The organism is bacterium (assembly GCA_016708025.1).
GTDB lineage: Bacteria > Zixibacteria > MSB-5A5 > GN15 > FEB-12 > FEB-12.
The window spans coordinates 140,025-159,067 of the sequence record JADJGQ010000002.1 but is presented as its reverse complement, the minus strand read 5'-3'; the positions used below and the strand labels follow the sequence as shown (position 1 = coordinate 159,067).

Annotated in this window: 5 protein-coding genes; all 5 read left to right on the top strand. The window is 55.0% G+C overall.

The window, feature by feature from the left end; all coding sequences use genetic code 11:
- Positions 1-915 precede the first annotated feature (915 nt).
- Positions 916-2,025: a hypothetical protein gene (locus tag IPH75_06950; protein ID MBK7141799.1), complete on the top strand. Its 1,110-nt coding sequence runs from the start codon at positions 916-918 to the stop codon at positions 2,023-2,025.
- Between the two features lie 382 nt (positions 2,026-2,407).
- Entirely contained in the window at positions 2,408-4,981 is a 2,574-nt protein-coding gene (locus IPH75_06945; GenBank protein MBK7141798.1) for a T9SS type A sorting domain-containing protein, read from the top strand.
- Between the two features lie 560 nt (positions 4,982-5,541).
- A complete protein-coding gene (locus IPH75_06940) occupies positions 5,542-7,974 on the top strand; it encodes a T9SS type A sorting domain-containing protein (GenBank protein ID MBK7141797.1) in 2,433 nt (810 codons plus the stop codon).
- A 65-nt stretch (positions 7,975-8,039) separates the two neighbouring features.
- On the top strand, positions 8,040-10,796 hold the full coding sequence (locus IPH75_06935) for a T9SS type A sorting domain-containing protein (GenBank protein ID MBK7141796.1): 2,757 nt from the start codon (positions 8,040-8,042) through the stop codon (positions 10,794-10,796).
- A gap of 18 nt (positions 10,797-10,814) precedes the next feature.
- Positions 10,815-19,034 (top strand): tandem-95 repeat protein, encoded by an 8,220-nt coding sequence (locus tag IPH75_06930; GenBank protein ID MBK7141795.1) that lies wholly within the window; start codon positions 10,815-10,817, stop codon positions 19,032-19,034.
- Positions 19,035-19,043 lie beyond the last annotated feature (9 nt).

The window sequence follows — 19,043 nt, the reverse complement described above, 5'->3', positions numbered from 1 at the left end:
CCCGTAATAAGTGGGAGCACGGCGGAGCACGCCGAAGTGCGCGCGTGCCAGAGCGACCTCGGCTTGCTCAGTAAGCATAAACTAACCGATGACTGATGCGGGGATAACAGGGCGTTGCTATCCTTCGATCGACTGATGGCCTGTGCAAGAACTGCACAGCAAAGAGGGGGAGGCGAGGCGCGAGAGGGTCGGCGGGCGGGGTAGATCGGGCACCGAATAGTCAAGAAGCGCAAGGGAATACCGAAAAAGGATGAAGGAGAGAAGGGGTTGTGTCGCAGTAATTGATCCGGGATGCAGGGAACCGCTGGAGCGGGGGCTTTCTCCGATTCTCTTATAATGATAAAGAGCTGAATCGATTTGTTGAACATTCTTCGCAGTTTATGCGCGAAGACCGAATGGAGTGACAGGAGGTGCGGTAAGAACCAAACGTGCTCACGAGAAACCACGGTTAGCGGCGACAGTTCTGTTCGCACATTGCGAACGGGATCGGATCGGCCGGGCGTGGGGTGGCGGAATTTTGGCATAAAGTCCGGCTTTTTTGGCTTTTAGGTGTTGACACAATCGGACACTGTCTGTATATTCTCCGTTGGATGATAGGTGAGGATTCCACAGAACGGCATACACCAAAAGTCAAAAAGCCAAACTCTTTCCGACGCTGAATTGTTCTGAGTGAGTACTCCATCCTCGGTCCTGCTGTGGGGGCGAACCGAGAGATACAACAGGTTACTTACAAACGCACTACTGTTAAAGAAACACACGTTATCGTTACGGACTGCAGAGAAAGCTCTGTCCAGTTGGTGATGATGTTTTGTCTGTAAACATCAGGAGCCGCTGGCCGAAGCCGGACTTGTCGTCTACGGTGTGTGACAAGCAGGCTATGGAATGAGTATTCGTACATCTATCAAGGAGGCACTCATGCCGTTCGGCTTTCCCCCGCGGCGCGTTATTGCGCTGCTCGGAACAGTAGTGGCTATTCTGCTCGTACTCTCGATGGTGCCGACGACGGCTTCCGCAATTCCCGAATTAGTCTTGAGAGTCAGTGACACGACCGGGACGTCGTGCCAGCAGAACTCAAAGATCTCGGTCTATGTGACCAACATCACGGATTCGATCGCCGGATTCTCGCTCTGGCTCCGGTTGAATCGTCCGGACATCATGAAATTCCAGGTCGACACCACCATGGTGTCTGACACCACATACTGGAAGTGTCTGCAATACAATGGCCAGTTGTGTATCGATTCCCAGTCAATCCCCGCCAATCAGTATGGTCAACCGAATACGTTCCGTCATATTAAGGATACCTTGGTGACGGTCGGTAATATCGATCTTGCCGGTTCGCTGATCCAGAACTGGGATCTGGTACGGACTCGTTCGATCTCCGGTCAGGGGACAGACATCCTGGTGACCGCATTGGCCAGTTTTGATATTACGCCTCCAGTGCTCCCGCCGCCCTTCCCGCCGCGTCAGCAGGAAGCATTGTTGTTCAGTCTGAGCGCGGACATTCTTTGCGTGCCGGACACCCTGACGGACAGGACTGCCGTTATTTCCATCGAAACCGACTTCCTGGACAAGTTCATCTTCTCGCGTCCCACCGGGACGGCGATCGGGATCTACGGGGTCCCGTATCAGGATACCAGTTGCTGGCATTGCAATAACTGGCTTATGGGTAACTGTCTCGATTCAGTCAAGGTCTCGATCCCTCCTTGCGACTGGATCACGGTGGTGACCGACACGATGCCTGTCCTGGATACCACCAAGGTGTTCACGTTTGACGGTTCGCTGACGATCCTTTCGGGTTGCTGTGTCGGTACGACCGGCAATACCAATAAGTCGGTGTCCGAAACGCCTGATCTCTCCGATCTTTCGCTGTTGATCTCTTATCTGACAGTCACTCCGCGCCCGGTTCTCCCGTGCGACAAGGAGGCGAACGTAAACGCGATTGCGACGATCGACCTGTCGGATCTGAGTTTGATGATATCGTATTTGACGGTTACTCCGCGGCCTACATTGCCGGCCTGCCCGTAGGGAGCATGGTGGCACGGTGGCCGAACGGTCATGCTCCGGGAGAATTAACCAGATTCTAACGGGGCCGCAAAGCAGGTCCAATAAGGACCAGGTACATACCGCTTACTTCGATGGTACTTGCAAGCAAACCGCGTCACTGACGCGACAAGACAGATAAAAAATGCAGGCGTTTTTTTGATAGAAAGGAGGACGCGTAAGAGAGGCTTCATTGCACACGCTCAAAGAAAGGACGTTTGACTGAGCCCCATCTCTGTTGCCTGATCCGATGACTTGTTGGCTCTCGTCGTTGGACGTAAAGTGACGGAAAACTGAGGGGAAATCAGTGGCACAGTTAAACGTGGCAACTCGCAAATTGTTAACGAACGTTTGTTAGGAGACAAAAATGAAGCGAAATTCGTTTCTGATCCTAGTCGCACTGATCCTTTCTTTGGGTATTTCTGCTTATGCCCAAGACGGCGCTGTGCTGATTAATCCGAATGGCGGCACCATGGTCGGCCCGAACATCAAGTTGAACTCCGACCCCGCTTTCACAGTCGTTTATGACAACACCACCGGTGAACGGTGTAACGTTTCGAACGGTTTCAAGGTCACCTCTCCGGACGGCCTTGCGATCAACAACGTGAAGCTGGATACTCTTCCCCCGGATCCGGGTGGCGAAGCTTTCCTGCGCACGTACTTCAACCAGGCTTTTGCAGTCCAGACCGACAATGATACGGTTGGCTGCCTCGGCGCTGGTAACCCGTCTGGTACCCGTCAGCTCCCGCTTGGTCCGACGACCATGTTTGGGCTGAATATCGACATCTCGACCGTTGGCAATGTCAACGCTCAGGCCGATAACGGCAAGCATCTCTGCATCGATACCGCTGACGGTAACGACGGTCTCTGGACCTGGAAATGGGTGACTCGTACACTCGTTGACAAGTTCCCGACCTACAGCGTTGCCGGTTTGACCACGACCTCACAGTGCTTTGTGGTGGAGTGGGTTCTGAACCAGCCGCCGGCGATCTCCAATCCGCCTGCTCAGACCGAAACCGGTGTCTACTGCTCGACTTTCTCGCATCAGTTCACCGCGGTCGATCCGGAAGGCGATCCGATCACTGGTTTCAATCTCGTGTCAGGTCCTGGCGCCATCACCGCTGGTGGTATGTGGTCCTGGAACGGCGCCACCATTGGTGACGTCGGCGCTTCGATCACCGTTGTCGTGGAAGCTTGCGACGCCGGTGGCTGCGGAGCTGATTATTCCATGGCGGTCAGCGTGACGAACGCTGCTCCGGCTATCACGAACTCCTGCCCGATCAACGGCGGCTTCTCCTCCACCGGCTCTACCAAGACCGTGGATCTGGATGGCACCGATGATTGCGGCGTGTTGCTGTGGTCAGTGGCTGATGACGGCGATCCGGCGACTACGGTCTCGATCGACGCCAACGGCGTGCTTTCCTTCTCCTCTACCGCGGCTGGCCTGTTCGCTCAGACGGTTACCCTGTCTGACGGCGCGCTTTCCGTGACTTGCGTTGTGAACTTCGAAGTCTCCGCCAACTCCGCGTATGGCGTGCAGATCGAGAAGACCCACATGACGTTGCAGGGTGGTTTTGAGAACGTTGACGTTACTCTGAACTATATGCACCCGATCAATGGCATCGGTGGTTTCAACATTCTTATCGCCTATGACAACTCTGCTCTGTCCTTGCAGCAGGTTATCGAAGGTTCCATCTACGCCGCTTGCGGTTGGGAATATTTCACCTATCGTTTCGGTGCTGATGGTAACTGCTCCGGTGGTTGCCCGAGCGGTCTGGTTCGTGTGATCGGTATTGCCGAGACCAATAACGGCGCCAATCACCCGGTGGCCGATTGCGACGCGACTGGCGAGACCCTCTTCTCCTTGAAGTTCTTGGTCTCCAACGACTATACGTTGGAATGTCAGTATGCACCGATCCGCTTCTTCTGGCTGGATTGCGGCGACAACACCATCTCTGATGAGACTGGTAACATCCTGTACATCGCGGCTCGCGTGTACGATTATCACTTCATCGATGCTAACGTCCCGATGGACCCGAATCTTGCTACGTTCCCGGGCTACGCCGGCGTGCCGATTGGCGCTTGCGAAAACTCGACTCCTGGCAAGCCGGATCCGATCCGCGACATCGACTTCTATAACGGCGGTATCGACATCGCTTGCGTCGACTCGATCGACGATCGTGGCGACGTCAACCTGAACGACTTCGCGTATGAAATCGCTGACGCCGTTCTGTTCTCCCGTTATTTCGTCTATGGTCTCCCCGTGTTCACGATCAACCAGGCTGGCCAGATCGCGTCGACCGATGCGAACGCTGATGGACTCGTCCTCACCGTGGCTGACCTTGTTTACTTGATCCGTGTCGTCGTTGGTGACGAGCTGCCGTATGACAAGCTCTCCGCCGTGTCGACCGAATTCACCAACGCTAACGGTACTCTCTCTGTCACTGGTGACATGGGTGCTGCTCTCGTTGTCGTGAAGGGGAACGTTGTTCCTGAGAACCTGACTTCCAGCATCATGGACTTCGCTTTTGACGGTACCAATACCCGCATCCTGGTTTACCCGGATGTCAACAACTTCGCGTCCTTCACGGGTGAGTTCCTCAACGTGAATAACGCCGAAGTCGTGTCGGTTGAGTTTGGTTCCGCCAACGGTGCGACCGTTGTTGCGAAGCAGATCCCGGCGAACTTCTCGCTGAATCAGAACTATCCTAACCCGTTCAACCCGGAAACCGTTATTAGCTTTGCTCTGCCGAACGCGAGCGACTACACCCTGACCATTTACAACGTGACTGGTCAGAAAGTCGCCGAGTTCTCCGGCGCCGCCGAAGCTGGTATCGAAGAAGTGCGTTGGAACGCGACGTCGAACGCTTCTGGTATCTACTTCTATAAGTTGAATGCCGGTAGCTTCAGCGCCACGAAGAAGATGGTCCTGATCAAGTAATTTGGTCCTTTGGACTTTTCTCCCCGGAGAGGCTCGTCCTCTCCGGGGTTTTTAAACGACGATCGGTAATCACCAGAGGAGACGTCTAACGACAGATTGCTCATGTAATGAACACTATTAGAAAGCAGAGCGACTGACTTCGATGATGACCAGAGTAAAGAGGGCTAATTGGAGGGACCTTGCGCCAAGGTCATCTTTTTATTATACTGAGGTCTGGCTTCCGCGAAAGATCTGGACGATGCGCAGCAGTTTGCGCGAATGCGGGCGGTTGCAGACTGAAATGATACGTTCAATCCCTGCCTCACTATACCTCACTGCTGTTCAGACATGGAGAGCGCTATAGCTCAATTGGTACCTGGTAGTAGTATAGCGTCTTGTTGACGGTAAGTTCTTACATTACTTCTCATTACACGGACTTAAGAGAAGGCCATTAGCAACTGGACCAGTGGTGGTGGTATTTCCCTATGGATTGCCCTCCACCCCGCGAGGAGGCGGTTTCTGGTCTGATTCTTGCTCAACAGTAGGTGAACAAAACCGACTGTGAGTAGTGATTGGGGATAATGAGGTATTTTGGGATACTTTTCGGCATCTTGATGGTGCTGGTTGCTGCAACTTCGGTTACAGCCCAGACCGATCATTTCGGGCAAATCGACCGGGTCAGCCTGGACTCTGTTGAAGTTGTTCCGGGGCAAGATGTTACTATTCGGTGCCTGCTTACGAACGATGAGTTCCTGAGCATCGTATCCGTGCCCCTGACCTATGATACCACGGTCCTGACTCTCAAGTCGATCAGCTTTGACAGTTCCCGAGCTGGGTATATCCAGACCAAGATCCTGACGCCCTCACAAATTGGCCAGATCCATGGCCATTTTGTGGTGGCGGTAGTGAAAATGATGGAGACTCCGCTTCCCCCTGGCGACGGGCTGATTTTCAAGGCGACTTTCACAGTCGCAGCATCCGCGCCGGTCGGTACTCTGTCGATAATTGACTCGTTGGTTTTTCCACCTGGCGGCGAACTGATGATGACCGAAAGCAACTCCTCGGAATCGATTCGACCGGCCTTTACGGCCGGTAAAGTCGTTGTGCGTGGTCAGAACCGTCTGCCGGTCATTGCTTCGCCGACGCTGGTTAACGTGCTCGAGGGAGACACGGTCAAGATCGATGTGACCGCCAGCGACCCGGATGGTTCTGCTTTGTCGCTGAGTTGTCCGCTTAAGCCAACCAGTGCCCAGTTCACCAGCACTCAGGGGAATGGCCAGTTACTCTGGGTTCCGGAGTATGTCGGACCTCAGTCGGCCGATGCTTCCCCGCTGAAAATTACCTTTGCCGCCAACGACGGCAAAGCAACTGTCACCCGCGATGTGACGATCCAGGTGATCAACCGCAATCGTGCGCCGATAGTAGCGGCTCCCGAGCGGATGGAAGTGATCGCCGGGGATGCGCTGCAGTTTGATATTTCGGCGACCGATCCCGACTTCGAGGCGATCAGTTGGACGGTCAACGGCGCTCCGGTGGATGCATCGTTTGATCCGCACAACCCCTGCCGCTTCAGTTGGAATCCGTCGATCAACGCGCTGGATGATTCATTGCCGGTGCTGTTTATCGCGGCCGACCCGCAGGGCTTCGCCGATACGGCGGTTGTCCGGGTGGTAGTCCAGGCGGCGACTTTGTATGAACTTTCTATCGATTCGACTTCGGTGTTGCCGGGCGACCAGGCGACACTGTCAATCGCGCTCAGTAATCAGGTGGCGGTCAGCGGTTTCACGCTGATGCTGCAATATGACCAGTCTGTGCTCACGCCGATAACGGTAACGTCTGCGGCTACTCGCACCGCAGCGTTTTCACAGTTTACGGTCACGCACAATCCGGGTGGATTGCAGGGAAGCATCAAGATCGTCGGCGTTTCGTCGGCCGCCGGTCCATCGGTCTCCCCGCTGCCGGCCGGAACCGGCGCGATCGCCAAGCTGGTCTTCCGTGTTTCTTCCGATCTCGCCTATAAGGGGATGAGTATTCCGGTCCGCTTTGCTTTCACCGATCCGGCAACTCGGACGGACAACACGCTCAGTTCTACCACCGGAACGAAGATCGAGCAGACCGAGATCACCTACACCGATGGCTGGGTGAAGATCGAGGATATCGGCACGATCCTGATCGGAGATATCAATCTCAACGGTCTGGCGAATGAGATCGCCGATGTCATCTACTTCACGAACTACTTCATCAATCCGGCGCAGTACACGTTTAATGTCCTGCAGTACGCCAATTCGGACGTGAATGGTGATCAGTTGGTCGCCACTATAGCCGACCTGGTTCGGATGATCTCGATCCTGGTCAGCGGCGGCGCGGCCAAGCCGGTTGCGGAAGGCGAAGCTGCCGGTGAAGTGCAGGTGACGACCTCGATTGACGGTCTGTCGCTTGGCTACCACTCCGATGTTGCGGTCGGCGGAATGCTGATCACGCTGGAAAGCGAGACGGCGATCGATCCTTCGCTCATCGAATCGAACTTCGACAATATGACTATCGCGACCTCCCAGGAAGGGTTGGTCACGAAAGTACTCATTTATAGTATGACCGGATCGAGTATGCCGTCCGGCAACGTGACGGTGTTTTCTCTCCCCGGTTTGACCGACTGCGAAGTGGTCTCGGTCGATATGTCGACCGCGGATGGCCGCTTCATGACGGTGGCGCTGGCGAAAGGGACAGAGTCGCTCCCGACCGACTTTACGCTGGAGCAGAATTACCCGAATCCGTTCAATCCGTCGACGCGCATAGACTTCAGTCTCCCGGTGGCGGGTGATGTCACGCTGGTGATCTACGATGTACTGGGTCGTTCGATACGGACCCTGGCATCCGGATCCTATGCGGCGGGACACCACACGATAACGTGGGATAGCCGCGATGGATCAGGGCAGGCAGTTGCCTCCGGAGTTTACTTCTATCGACTTGAAGCCGGCGGCAGATCGACAACACGCAAAATGATGCTTCTGAAATAGAATTGAGTTGTGGTTTGAACTCTACACCAATGGAAAAGAACATGTTTCACCATACAGAGGTAGCAATGCGAACACTACTTCTAGCGTTGTGCGGGCTTGTGCTGGTCCTGGCGTTTGCCAGTCCCGGTCAGGCTCAGCCATATCAAGGTATCGCGTGTGACGACGTGACCAAGTCGAGCGTGGATATCATGCGAACGATGTCGTTTAAGGCGAGACCGGGAGACACGGTTGGTCTTCCGCTCTTTTTCAAGAACGACTCGGCGATCCTCGCTTTTGTTGCCGCGGTGCAGTTTGATTCGAGTAAGATGTATCCGCTGAAGGTCCCGAATCTGGGGACAATCAACCCGGATGACAGCGTCTTCTCGTTCACTCCGTGGGGACGGTTCAGAAAGGTCTACCAGGTGACCGGTGAATTCGGCACCTATGACAGCGTTGGTACGCGTGCCGAGATAAGTAATGGTGTGGCCCAGGATTCGACCGGCGCCACGCTGGAAAATGTACTGGTGCTGACGAGCTTACCGGCCTATTTCGATCCGACCCCCAGTAACGGTATTGATGACGGTTTTCTGGTATCGGATACTATTGCATCCGGCGCGGATACGATCGCATTCCTTCACTTTGTACTCAAGCCATTTGCCAGGCAAAACGATACCATTTCGTTCTCGATCTATAATGATGACAAGTTCGCAGGTGATACGGTTGTCCTTGGTATCTATACGCCCCGCTATGCCGGTTGCTACGGCGCTGAAATGACACAGCTCTGGTTCTATGACAACAATGGACCGGACAATCCTCCGGGACCGGATACAACGGATATCACGATCTGGCCGACCATTAATCCGCTCGGTGTCGGCAGACTCGTGATTGACTCTCTCTACGTACCGGTGGTGTTGCCGACCATTTCATTATCCGCCAATCCGACACAGGTATCATCGGGCGGTTCATCATTGCTTTCCTGGACGGCGACAAACGCCGATTCAATTGTAATTTCATCCTCGACAGCGGGTCGTCTCACGGTGAGCACGACGCTGATCAGCAGTTATGTCGCCAATGGCATTACAGTGGCGACAACCTTCACGGCGACTGCCTACAAGGGTACAGCAACCGCGACCGATCAGGTGACGGTGACTATCGGCGGCACGACGGTTGGCAATCCGCCCTCATTTAGTGCGCCAACCACGTTGCTCTACGAAGTCAACGAGGGGGAACCGGTCTTCTTTACCGTGACCGCCTCGGATATTGATGTTGGCAATACGGTGACTCTGACGGTGACGAGCTTGCCCACGGGAGCTTCCTTCCCGCTTCCTGCGGCAGCGCAGACGGTCACCAGCAATTTTACCTGGACTCCCGATTTCGGGCAGCAGGGGACCTATCAGGTGATCTTCACCGCGAGAGACAATCTCCTGAATACTACCACTCGCACAGTTACGATAGTGGTCAATGAACTTGAATTTGATCGGTTGTTCTCGCTGTCGTCGCCGCCACCTGCCGGCAAGCCGGTTGGTGGATTGCGCGGAACCGGCGGGATATTCTTCCCGGTCAACCTGGTCTCCTCCGCAAACGTGTACGGTATCCAGTTTGATCTGGAGTTTCCGGATTCGATGATCACGATCGACTCGATCGTTCGTTCGGGCCGAATTCCTGAATATACGATCTACGACAATATCGGCGTGACTCCCGGCAATATCCGTGTTGTCACCTTTGGCATGAACAACGAACCGGTGCAGACCGATACGACTACGGCAATTATGTATGTCGTGGTGACGCTGGATTCGAGCGCGACTCCCTGGACCTCGGCGCCCATGAAACTGCGCAATGGTCGCGAGTCGGTCAATCCGGATCCCAATGTTGGCGGACTTCCGCTCGTAACCGACACTACCGGTATCGTGGAGGTCGACTCTCTGGGTGACGTCAACCTCGACCACTATATCGATGTCGCCGACGTTGTTAACATTGTCGCTTTCGTGATCGGTAACTACGACCTGACGCCGCGCCAATTCGCGACGGCTGATGTCGTGATCAATGATTCAGTCAACGTCTTTGACCTGGTGGCCAATATCAACGCCATCTATGGTATTCCGTTGCCGGTCTCCCCGGCGCCGTCGACCGACGAACATGCGATCGTCTCGCTTGCCTATGGTGAGATCCCGGCCGGTTCGCGCGATTTCATGACGGTGGCGTCAGAGCTGCCGGAGCAGGTCGCGGGTGTTGAAATGGAGATCGAATATGATCCGGGCACAGTCACCCTTGGCATTCCCAAGTTGACTGCGGACAACGGCAAATTCGCACTCCAGTACAAAGATAATGGTGCAGGAAAATTGAAAGTCCTGCTCTATCATATGGCGCCGTTCAAGTCCGGTGAATTGATCCAGGCTGGAACAGCCGATCTCGTCTCGATCGAGGTCAACGCCAAAAATGAAGTCACTCCGGGTAACAAACAGCAGCTTCGCCTGACCAAAATGTTGCTTTCGACCTCCGCCGCCGGGAAGATCGAAGTCGACGGTGTTGATGAACCGTCGCTCCCGAGCAGCTTCTGGTTGAAGCAGAACTATCCGAACCCGTTCAATCCGACGACGCAGATCCAGTTCTCGATCGCGCCCGGAGACGGGGGCGCGGGAATGCGCGATGTGACGCTGGATGTCTACAATGTCCTTGGTCAGAAGGTCCGCAGCCTGCTGAATGGCATGCTGTCGGTCGGCCCGCACACGGTTGAGTGGGATGCGACCAGCGAGTCAGGCGAACGAGTCGCCAGTGGTATCTATCTGTATCGTCTCCAGGTCGGTGCAGAGAGCCAAACCCGTAAGATGATCTTCCTGAAGTAAGGCGAAGTGGAGATACGAATGAGGCAGTTACTTTTCCTCACTATCCTGATGTTGACGCTGGCCGTCACGGCGTCGGCACAAACTGCGCCTCCGGTGCTTGATCCGATCGGGCCGCAGTCGGTTGACGAGGGGGTCCTGTTGACGATCGGGGTTACCTCGAGTGATCTCGATGCAACCATTCCGACCCTGACCACCTCGGCGCTTCCGACCAACGCGACCTTTGTCGACAATGGAGACGGCACCGCTACGTTTAGTTTTACGCCGGACTTCACCCAGGCAGGAACGTTTAATGTCACGTTTTATGCGAATGACATTGTGACTTCGGATATCGATTCCGAAGAGGTGGCGATCACGGTCAATAATGTAAACCAGGCGCCGATTTTGGCGGCGATTGGGTCTCAATCTGTGGCCGAGGGTGCATCGCTTAACTTTGGCGTTACTGCATCTGATGCAGATGGCACCAACCCGACGCTGACGACTTCAACTCTGCCGACCAATGCCTCGTTTACGGACAATGGCAACGGCACTGGGTCATTCAGTTTCAATCCAGATTTCACGCAAGCCGGTTCATTTAATGTGACGTTTTACGCTACCGACGGATCGATTGTTGATTCTGAAGTAGTCGCGATCACAGTTACCGGCACAAACCAAGCGCCGATCTTGGCGGCGATTGGTTCGCAGTCCGTCGCTGAAGGTGCCTCGCTGAATTTTGGCGTAACTGCCACTGATGCGGACGGAACGACTCCGACTCTGACAACTTCGACATTGCCGACCAATGCCTCGTTTATAGATAATGGTAATGGCACTGGCAGTTTCACGTTCAATCCGGACTTCACGCAAGCTGGATCATATAATGTGACCTTTTACGCGACCGATGGCTCGATCATTGATTCCGAGGTCGTGGCAATCACAGTCACTGGCACGAATCAGGCGCCGATTTTGGCGGCGATTGGTTCTCAGTCTGTCGCTGAGGGCACTTCGCTGAATTTTGGAGTCTCAGCAACTGATGCAGACGGCACGAATCCGACATTGACTACCTCGACTTTGCCGACCAATGCCTCGTTTACGGATAATGGCAATGGGACTGGCAGCTTCACGTTCAATCCCGATTTCACGCAGGCTGGTTCATATAATGTGACCTTTTATGCGACTGACGGTTCGATCATCGATTCTGAAGTAGTAGCTATCACGGTCACTGGCACGAATCAGGCGCCGATTCTTGCTGCAATTGGTGCTCAGTCTGTCGCTGAAGGTTCCTCGCTGAACTTTGGCGTAACTGCAACAGATGCAGATGGCACCAACCCTACATTGACAACCTCGACTCTGCCGACCAATGCCTCGTTTATAGATAATGGTAATGGCACTGGCAGTTTCACGTTCAATCCGGACTTCACGCAAGCCGGTTCATTTAATGTGACCTTTTATGCGACTGATGGCTCGATCATTGATTCCGAAGTCGTAGCGATCACAGTGACCAACACCAACCAGGCGCCGATTCTTGCGACGATTGGTGCACAGTCAGTGGCTGAGGGTGCCTCGCTGAACTTTGGCGTGAGCGCGACTGATGCGGACGGCACCAGCCCGACTCTGACTACCTCGACACTGCCGACCAATGCGTTATTTACCGATAACGGCAACGGCACTGGTAGTTTCACGTTCAATCCGGACTTCACGCAATCTGGATCTTATAACGTGACTTTCTACGCGACCGATGGATCGATCATCGATTCAGAAGTCGTAGCGATCACCGTTACGAATACCAACCAGGCGCCGATTCTTGCGACGATTGGTGCACAGTCAGTGGCTGAGGGTGCCTCGCTGAACTTTGGCGTGAGCGCGACTGATGCCGATGGCACCAACCCGACATTGACGACCTCGACTCTGCCGACTAATGCGTCATTTACTGACAACGGCAACGGCACTGGGTCATTCAGCTTCAATCCCGATTTCACGCAAGCCGGCTCATTCAATGTGACTTTCTATGCGACTGATGGCAGCATCATTGACTCCGAGGTCGTAGCTATCACCGTTACAAATACCAACCAAGCGCCGATTCTTGCGACGATTGGGTCGCAGTCTGTCGCTGAGGGTGCCTCGCTGAACTTTGGCGTGAGCGCGACTGATGCCGATGGCACCAACCCGACTCTGACCACCTCGACTTTGCCGACTAATGCGTCATTTACTGACAACGGCAACGGCACTGGCAGCTTCACGTTCAATCCGGACTTCACGCAAGCCGGATCATATAATGTGACCTTCTACGCGACTGATGGCTCGATCATCGATTCAGAGGTCGTGGCAATTACAGTGACTAACACCAATCAGGCGCCGATTTTGGCGGCGATTGGTGCACAGTCAGTAGCAGAGGGTGCATCGCTGAACTTTGGTGTAACTGCAACTGACGCTGATGGAACGACTCCGACTTTGACTACCTCGACTCTGCCGACCAATGCCTCGTTTACGGATAATGGCAATGGTACTGGGTCATTTAGCTTTAATCCCGATTTTACTCAAGCCGGGTCATATAACGTGACTTTCTACGCGACTGATGGCAGCATCATTGACTCCGAGGTCGTGGCGATCACAGTCACTGGCACCAACCAGGCGCCGATACTGGCGGCCATTGGTCCGCGGTCTGTTGCCGAGGGTGCTTCGCTGAACTTTGGAGTTACTGCAACTGATGCTGATGGCACTAACCCGACGCTGACAACCTCGACTCTGCCGACCAACGCGTCGTTTACTGATAACGGCAACGGGACAGGCGGCTTCACGTTCAATCCGACTTTCACGCAGGCTGGATCTTATAATGTGACCTTCTACGCGACCGATGGCTCGATCATCGATTCTGAGATCGTTGCAATTACAGTGACCAACACCAACCAGGCGCCAATTTTGGCCGCGATTGGTCCGCGGTCTGTTGCTGAAGGTTCCTCGCTCAATTTTGGTGTTACCGCCACTGATGCTGATGGGACTAACCCGACGCTGACAACCTCGACTCTACCGACCAATGCCTCGTTTACGGACAATGGCAACGGCACTGGGTCATTCAGCTTCAATCCCACTTTCGCTCAAGCTGGTTCTTATAATGTGACCTTTTACGCTACCGATGGGTCGATCATTGATTCAGAGATCGTAGCGATAACAGTAGGGAATACAAACCTGCTTCCTGTTCTGGCCAGTATTGGCCCTCGGTCAGTGGCAGAAGGTGGCGCACTGAGTTTTGGTGTGACGGCCACGGATGCTGACGGTAGCACACCGGCCCTGACGACTTCGGCACTACCGGCCAACGCGTCGTTCATTGATAATGGTAACGGATCTGGCTCATTCAGTTTTAATCCGAGTTTCAGCCAGGCCGGCATTTACAATATCACCTTCCGTGCTTCGGATGGTCAGGATGTTGACTCCGAAATCGTGGTGATCACGGTGAGCGGCGTCAATCAGGCGCCAGTGCTTGCGGCAATCGGACCGCGTTCAGTGACTGAAGGGATCGCGTTGAATATCCCGGTCTCCGGATCAGACGCCGATGGATTCATTCCGGTGCTGACGACGAGTGCTCTTCCGGCTGGTGCGATATTCACTGACAACGGAAACGGCAGCGGATCGTTTGCCTGGACCCCGACGTTTAACCGCGCCGGATCGTACAGCGTGACCTTCTATGCGACTGATGATTCCTCCGCGGTCGATTCCGAGGTCGTGGCGATCACGGTCAATGAATCCGGTAACCATGCACCGGTGTTGGCGACCATTGGCGGTCAGTCGGCTACCGAGGGGATCAACCTCAGCTTTGGCGTATCGACTGTTGACCCCGATTCCACTCTGCCGGTTCTGACGACCTCGACTCTCCCGCTGGGCGCGAGCTTCACCGACAATGGCAACGGCACCGGCAGTTTCAGCTGGACGCCGTCATTCACGCAGGCCGGCGCTTACAACGTGACATTCTATTCTTCGGATGGTACGGCGATCGACTCCGAGAGAGTGGCGATCAACGTGTTTGAGTCCGGCAACCAGGCGCCCGTTCTGGCGGCGATCGGTCCGCGCTCGACCACCGAGGGGATCAACCTGAATTTTGGCATTTCGGCCACCGATCCTGATGGTACCACTCCGGTGTTGTCTACCTCGACACTTCCGTCAGGCGCAAACTTCACCAATAATGGAAATGGGACCGGGACATTCAACTGGACCCCGGGTTTCACCCAGGCCGGTTCATACAATATCACCTTCCGCGCCACCGATGGCGTGGCGACCGACTCCGAAATAGTGGTGATCACCATTAATGAAGCGGGGAACCAGGCGCCTGTGCTGGCGGCTGTTGGCAATCGTTCGGTTACTGAAGGGGCACTGCTCAGCTTTAATATCTCCGCGACGGATCCTGATGGCACGACTCCATCGTTTACCGCATTGACACTTCCGTCCGGTGCGAACTTTGTCGACAATGGCAATGGTACCGGCTCATTTAGCTGGACTCCCGGTTTCACCGCGGCGGGACCCTACACGGTTACTTTTATCACTTCGGATGGTGCGTTAGCAGATTCCGAAGTCGTGACTATCACCGTAAATGATGCGGGCAACCAGGCCCCGGTTCTGGCAGCGATCGGCGCGCGTTCGACCTCCGAGGGTGTTAACCTGACGTTCGGCGCCACGGCGACTGATCCTGACGGCACCACTCCGACGCTGTCTTCCGGCACACTGCCGACCGGTGCAACATTCATCGACAACGGCAACGGCACAGGGACATTCAACTGGACTCCGTCATTCACGCAGTCCGGCGGCTATCAGGTAGTGATTCGAGCCACCGATGGATCGCTCAGCGATTCTGAAATAGTAACAATCAACGTCCTCGAGGCGGGCAACCGCGCGCCGGTCTTTGCGACAGTCGGCCCGCAGTCAGTGACCGAAGGGTTGTTGCTTACTATCCCGGTCAATTCGTCAGACCCGGATGGGACAACTCCCGTACTGACCAGTTCGACGCTTCCTCTGGGTGCAGGCTTTGTTGACAACGGTGACGGTTCGGGAAGTCTGACCTGGACTCCGACCTTCCTGCAGTCTGGTGTTTATAACGTTTCATTCTTTGCGACCGACGGCATCCTGCGGGATACCGAGCTGGTCGTCATCACGGTCATCGATGCCGGCAACCAGTTGCCGGTACTGTCATCGATCGGACCACGCAGTATTACTGAAGGGATACAGTTGACGGTTGCGGTAAGCGCGACCGATGCCGAGGGGCAGTTCCCGGACATGTCTACCGGCGCACTCCCAGTCGGAGCATCATTCGTTGATAATAACAACGGTACCGGGACACTCAGTTGGACGCCGCTTTACAATCAGGCGGGAGTCTACTCGGTGACATTCCGGGCGACCGATGACTCGCTGGCGGTTGACTCCGAAGTAGTAGCGATCACCGTAAACGATGCCGGCAACCAGTTGCCGATCCTGGCGGCGATCGGTGGACGTTCGATCCCCGAAAATTCGCTGCTGACGTTCGGTGTATCCGCCGCAGACCCTGATTCAACCATACCGGCACTGACGACATCAACATTGCCGCTGGGCGCATCATTTACTGACAATGGCAACGGAACCGGATCATTCTCCTGGACACCCAATTTTGTGCAGTCAGGGAGTTACCCGGTCAGATTCTATGCATCTGATGGAATTGCGATTGACTCAGAACTCGTGACGATCACTGTCACCGAGGCCGGCAACCAGGCGCCTGTTCTGGCGGCGATCGGTCCGCGGTCCGTGACCGAAGGACTGAACCTTTCGTTTACTATCTCAGCGACTGATCCGGATGGAACGACACCATCCTTTACGACCTCCACGCTGCCGTTGAATGCCAGTTTCACCGACAACGGTAACGGAACCGGGTCATTTAGTTTCGACCCGAATTTCGTTCAAGCTGGTGTATACAATGTCACCTTCCGCACCTCTGATGGCGGATTGGTTGATTCCGAAGTCGTAGTTATCACAGTTAATGATGCCGGTAATCAGGCGCCTGTCCTGGCCGCTATCGGAGCTCGCTCTGTTTCAGAGAGCCAGTTACTGACGGTTAACATTTCGGCGTCGGATCCCGATGCAACCTTCCCGACGCTTTCCACTTCGGCATTGCCGCTGGGTGCGTCGTTCGTGAATAACGGCAACGGCACCGGTACGCTGACCTGGACACCGACCTATCTTCAGTCTGCAATCTATGCAGTGACCTTCTACGCGTCGGATGGTTCGATCGTCGATAGTGAACTCGTGACTATCACGGTCCGTAACGCCAACGCCGCACCTGTTCTCGCCGCTATTGGGCCGCGGGCCGTGGCTGAAGGCGCTTCGCTGTCATTCGGCGTCTCGTCTTCAGACATTGACGGGACCAATGCCGCTCTGACGACATCGTCGCTGCCGCTTGGTGCCAGCTTCACTGACAACGCCAATGGCACTGGTCAGTTTAACTGGTCGCCTACCCAGGCGCAGGCCGGGGTCTACAATATTACGTTCTACGCGACCGACGATTCATCAGCGGTCGACTCCGAGATCGTGCAGATCACGGTTGGTAATGTTAACCAGCCGCCGGTCCTGGCGGCGATCGGCGCTCAGTCCGTAGCGGAAAACGTCCTCCTCAGTTTTGGCGTCACGGCCACAGATGGTGATGGTGTCTTCCCGGTGCTGTCCACCTCAGCATTGCCGCTTGGCTCAACGTTTGATGACAATGGCGACGGTACCGGCTCATTTAGCTGGACCCCGAGCTTCACGCAATCCGGACTATACTTAGTAACATTCTATGCTGATGACGGCGAAGATATCGATTCTGAGACCGTGGCGATCACGGTTACCGAGGTGAATCTGGCGCCGGTATTGACGGCAATCGGCCCCCGGTCGATAGCAGAGAACTCGCTGTTGAGCTTCACCATAACGGCGTCCGACCCCGATGGTACCAGCCCTCAGTTGACCAGTTCGTCGCTCCCGTCAGGCGCCTCTTTTGCCGATAATGGTAACGGCACCGGCGACTTCGACTGGACCCCTGATTTCACCCAGGCCGGAGTTTACGAAGTGACCTTCTATGCCTCTGATGGCCAGTATGTTGATAGCGAGAGAGTGACCTTGACGGTAAACAATAGTAACCGCGCGCCACAGGCGAATGCCGGCACCGACCAGATCGATGTGCCGGTCAACTCGACCGTCCTGCTGGATGGCACGTCGTCATTCGATCCGGACCTTGAGATCATCACCTACTCCTGGACTCAGGTTAGTGGAACCGCGGTGACGTTGACCGGTGCTTTGACGGCGACGCCGTCATTTGTGCCGCCGCTTCCAGGCAGTTACACGTTCCAGTTGATCGTTTCGGATAACAACTTGTTCTCGACTCCGGATACGGTGGTGGTGAGTGCTATCAATGCCGCTCCGCCACAGGCGATCACGGATCTGAGTATCGCTATTATCACTGATAATATCCAGTTGAACTGGAGTGCAATTACGCTCGACACCGCCGGTCTTCCGACGCAGGTGGGCGGGTATATCATTTATCGCGATACGATGGCGCATTTTGCGCCGACATCGGCAGACTCCATCGGCGCGGTGACACCGGGCACGCTGACATTTACTGACAATAACATCTTTGGCGCGAATGTCGTGGGAGATACGCTGAACCAGTACTTCTACGTTGTCGTCCCGTACGACATCTACGGGAATCGCTCGGCAGTCTCCAATCGGGTCGGCGAGTATGATTATGCGATCCTCACGACGGCGACCACAGACTTCAACCTGATCTGTGTTCCGTTTACGAATACCGGCATCACCAATGCGGTGCAGTTGATCGCCGCGATCGGCGTCTCGAACGTCAACACGGTGAATAACTACAATCCGACGTCGCAGAGTTTCGAGTCGCGCTTCGCGGCGGGCTTCGGCGTCAATTTCTCTGTAGTCCCCGGCGGGATCTATCAGGTCAATGCCGCCAACGCGACCACCTTCTCGGTCGCGGGACGAGTTCCGGCCCCGTCGGCGATCAGTTATCAACTGATCACAACGGCCAGCACGGATTATTCTTTCCTGTCGATCCCCTTCGATCATGAATCGCAGTTTGCTACCGCGCAGGACGTACTGAACAATGTCCCGGGCGGATTCAATACTTTGAATAGATTTGTTGCGGCATCGCAGAGCTACCAATCCCGCTTTGCCGCCGGTTTCGGTACCAATTTCACCGTCAAGGCGGGCAAGCCGTATCAGGCGAACAACGCCGCGAGCGCGACTTTCCCTCAGTAAGGAACGGTG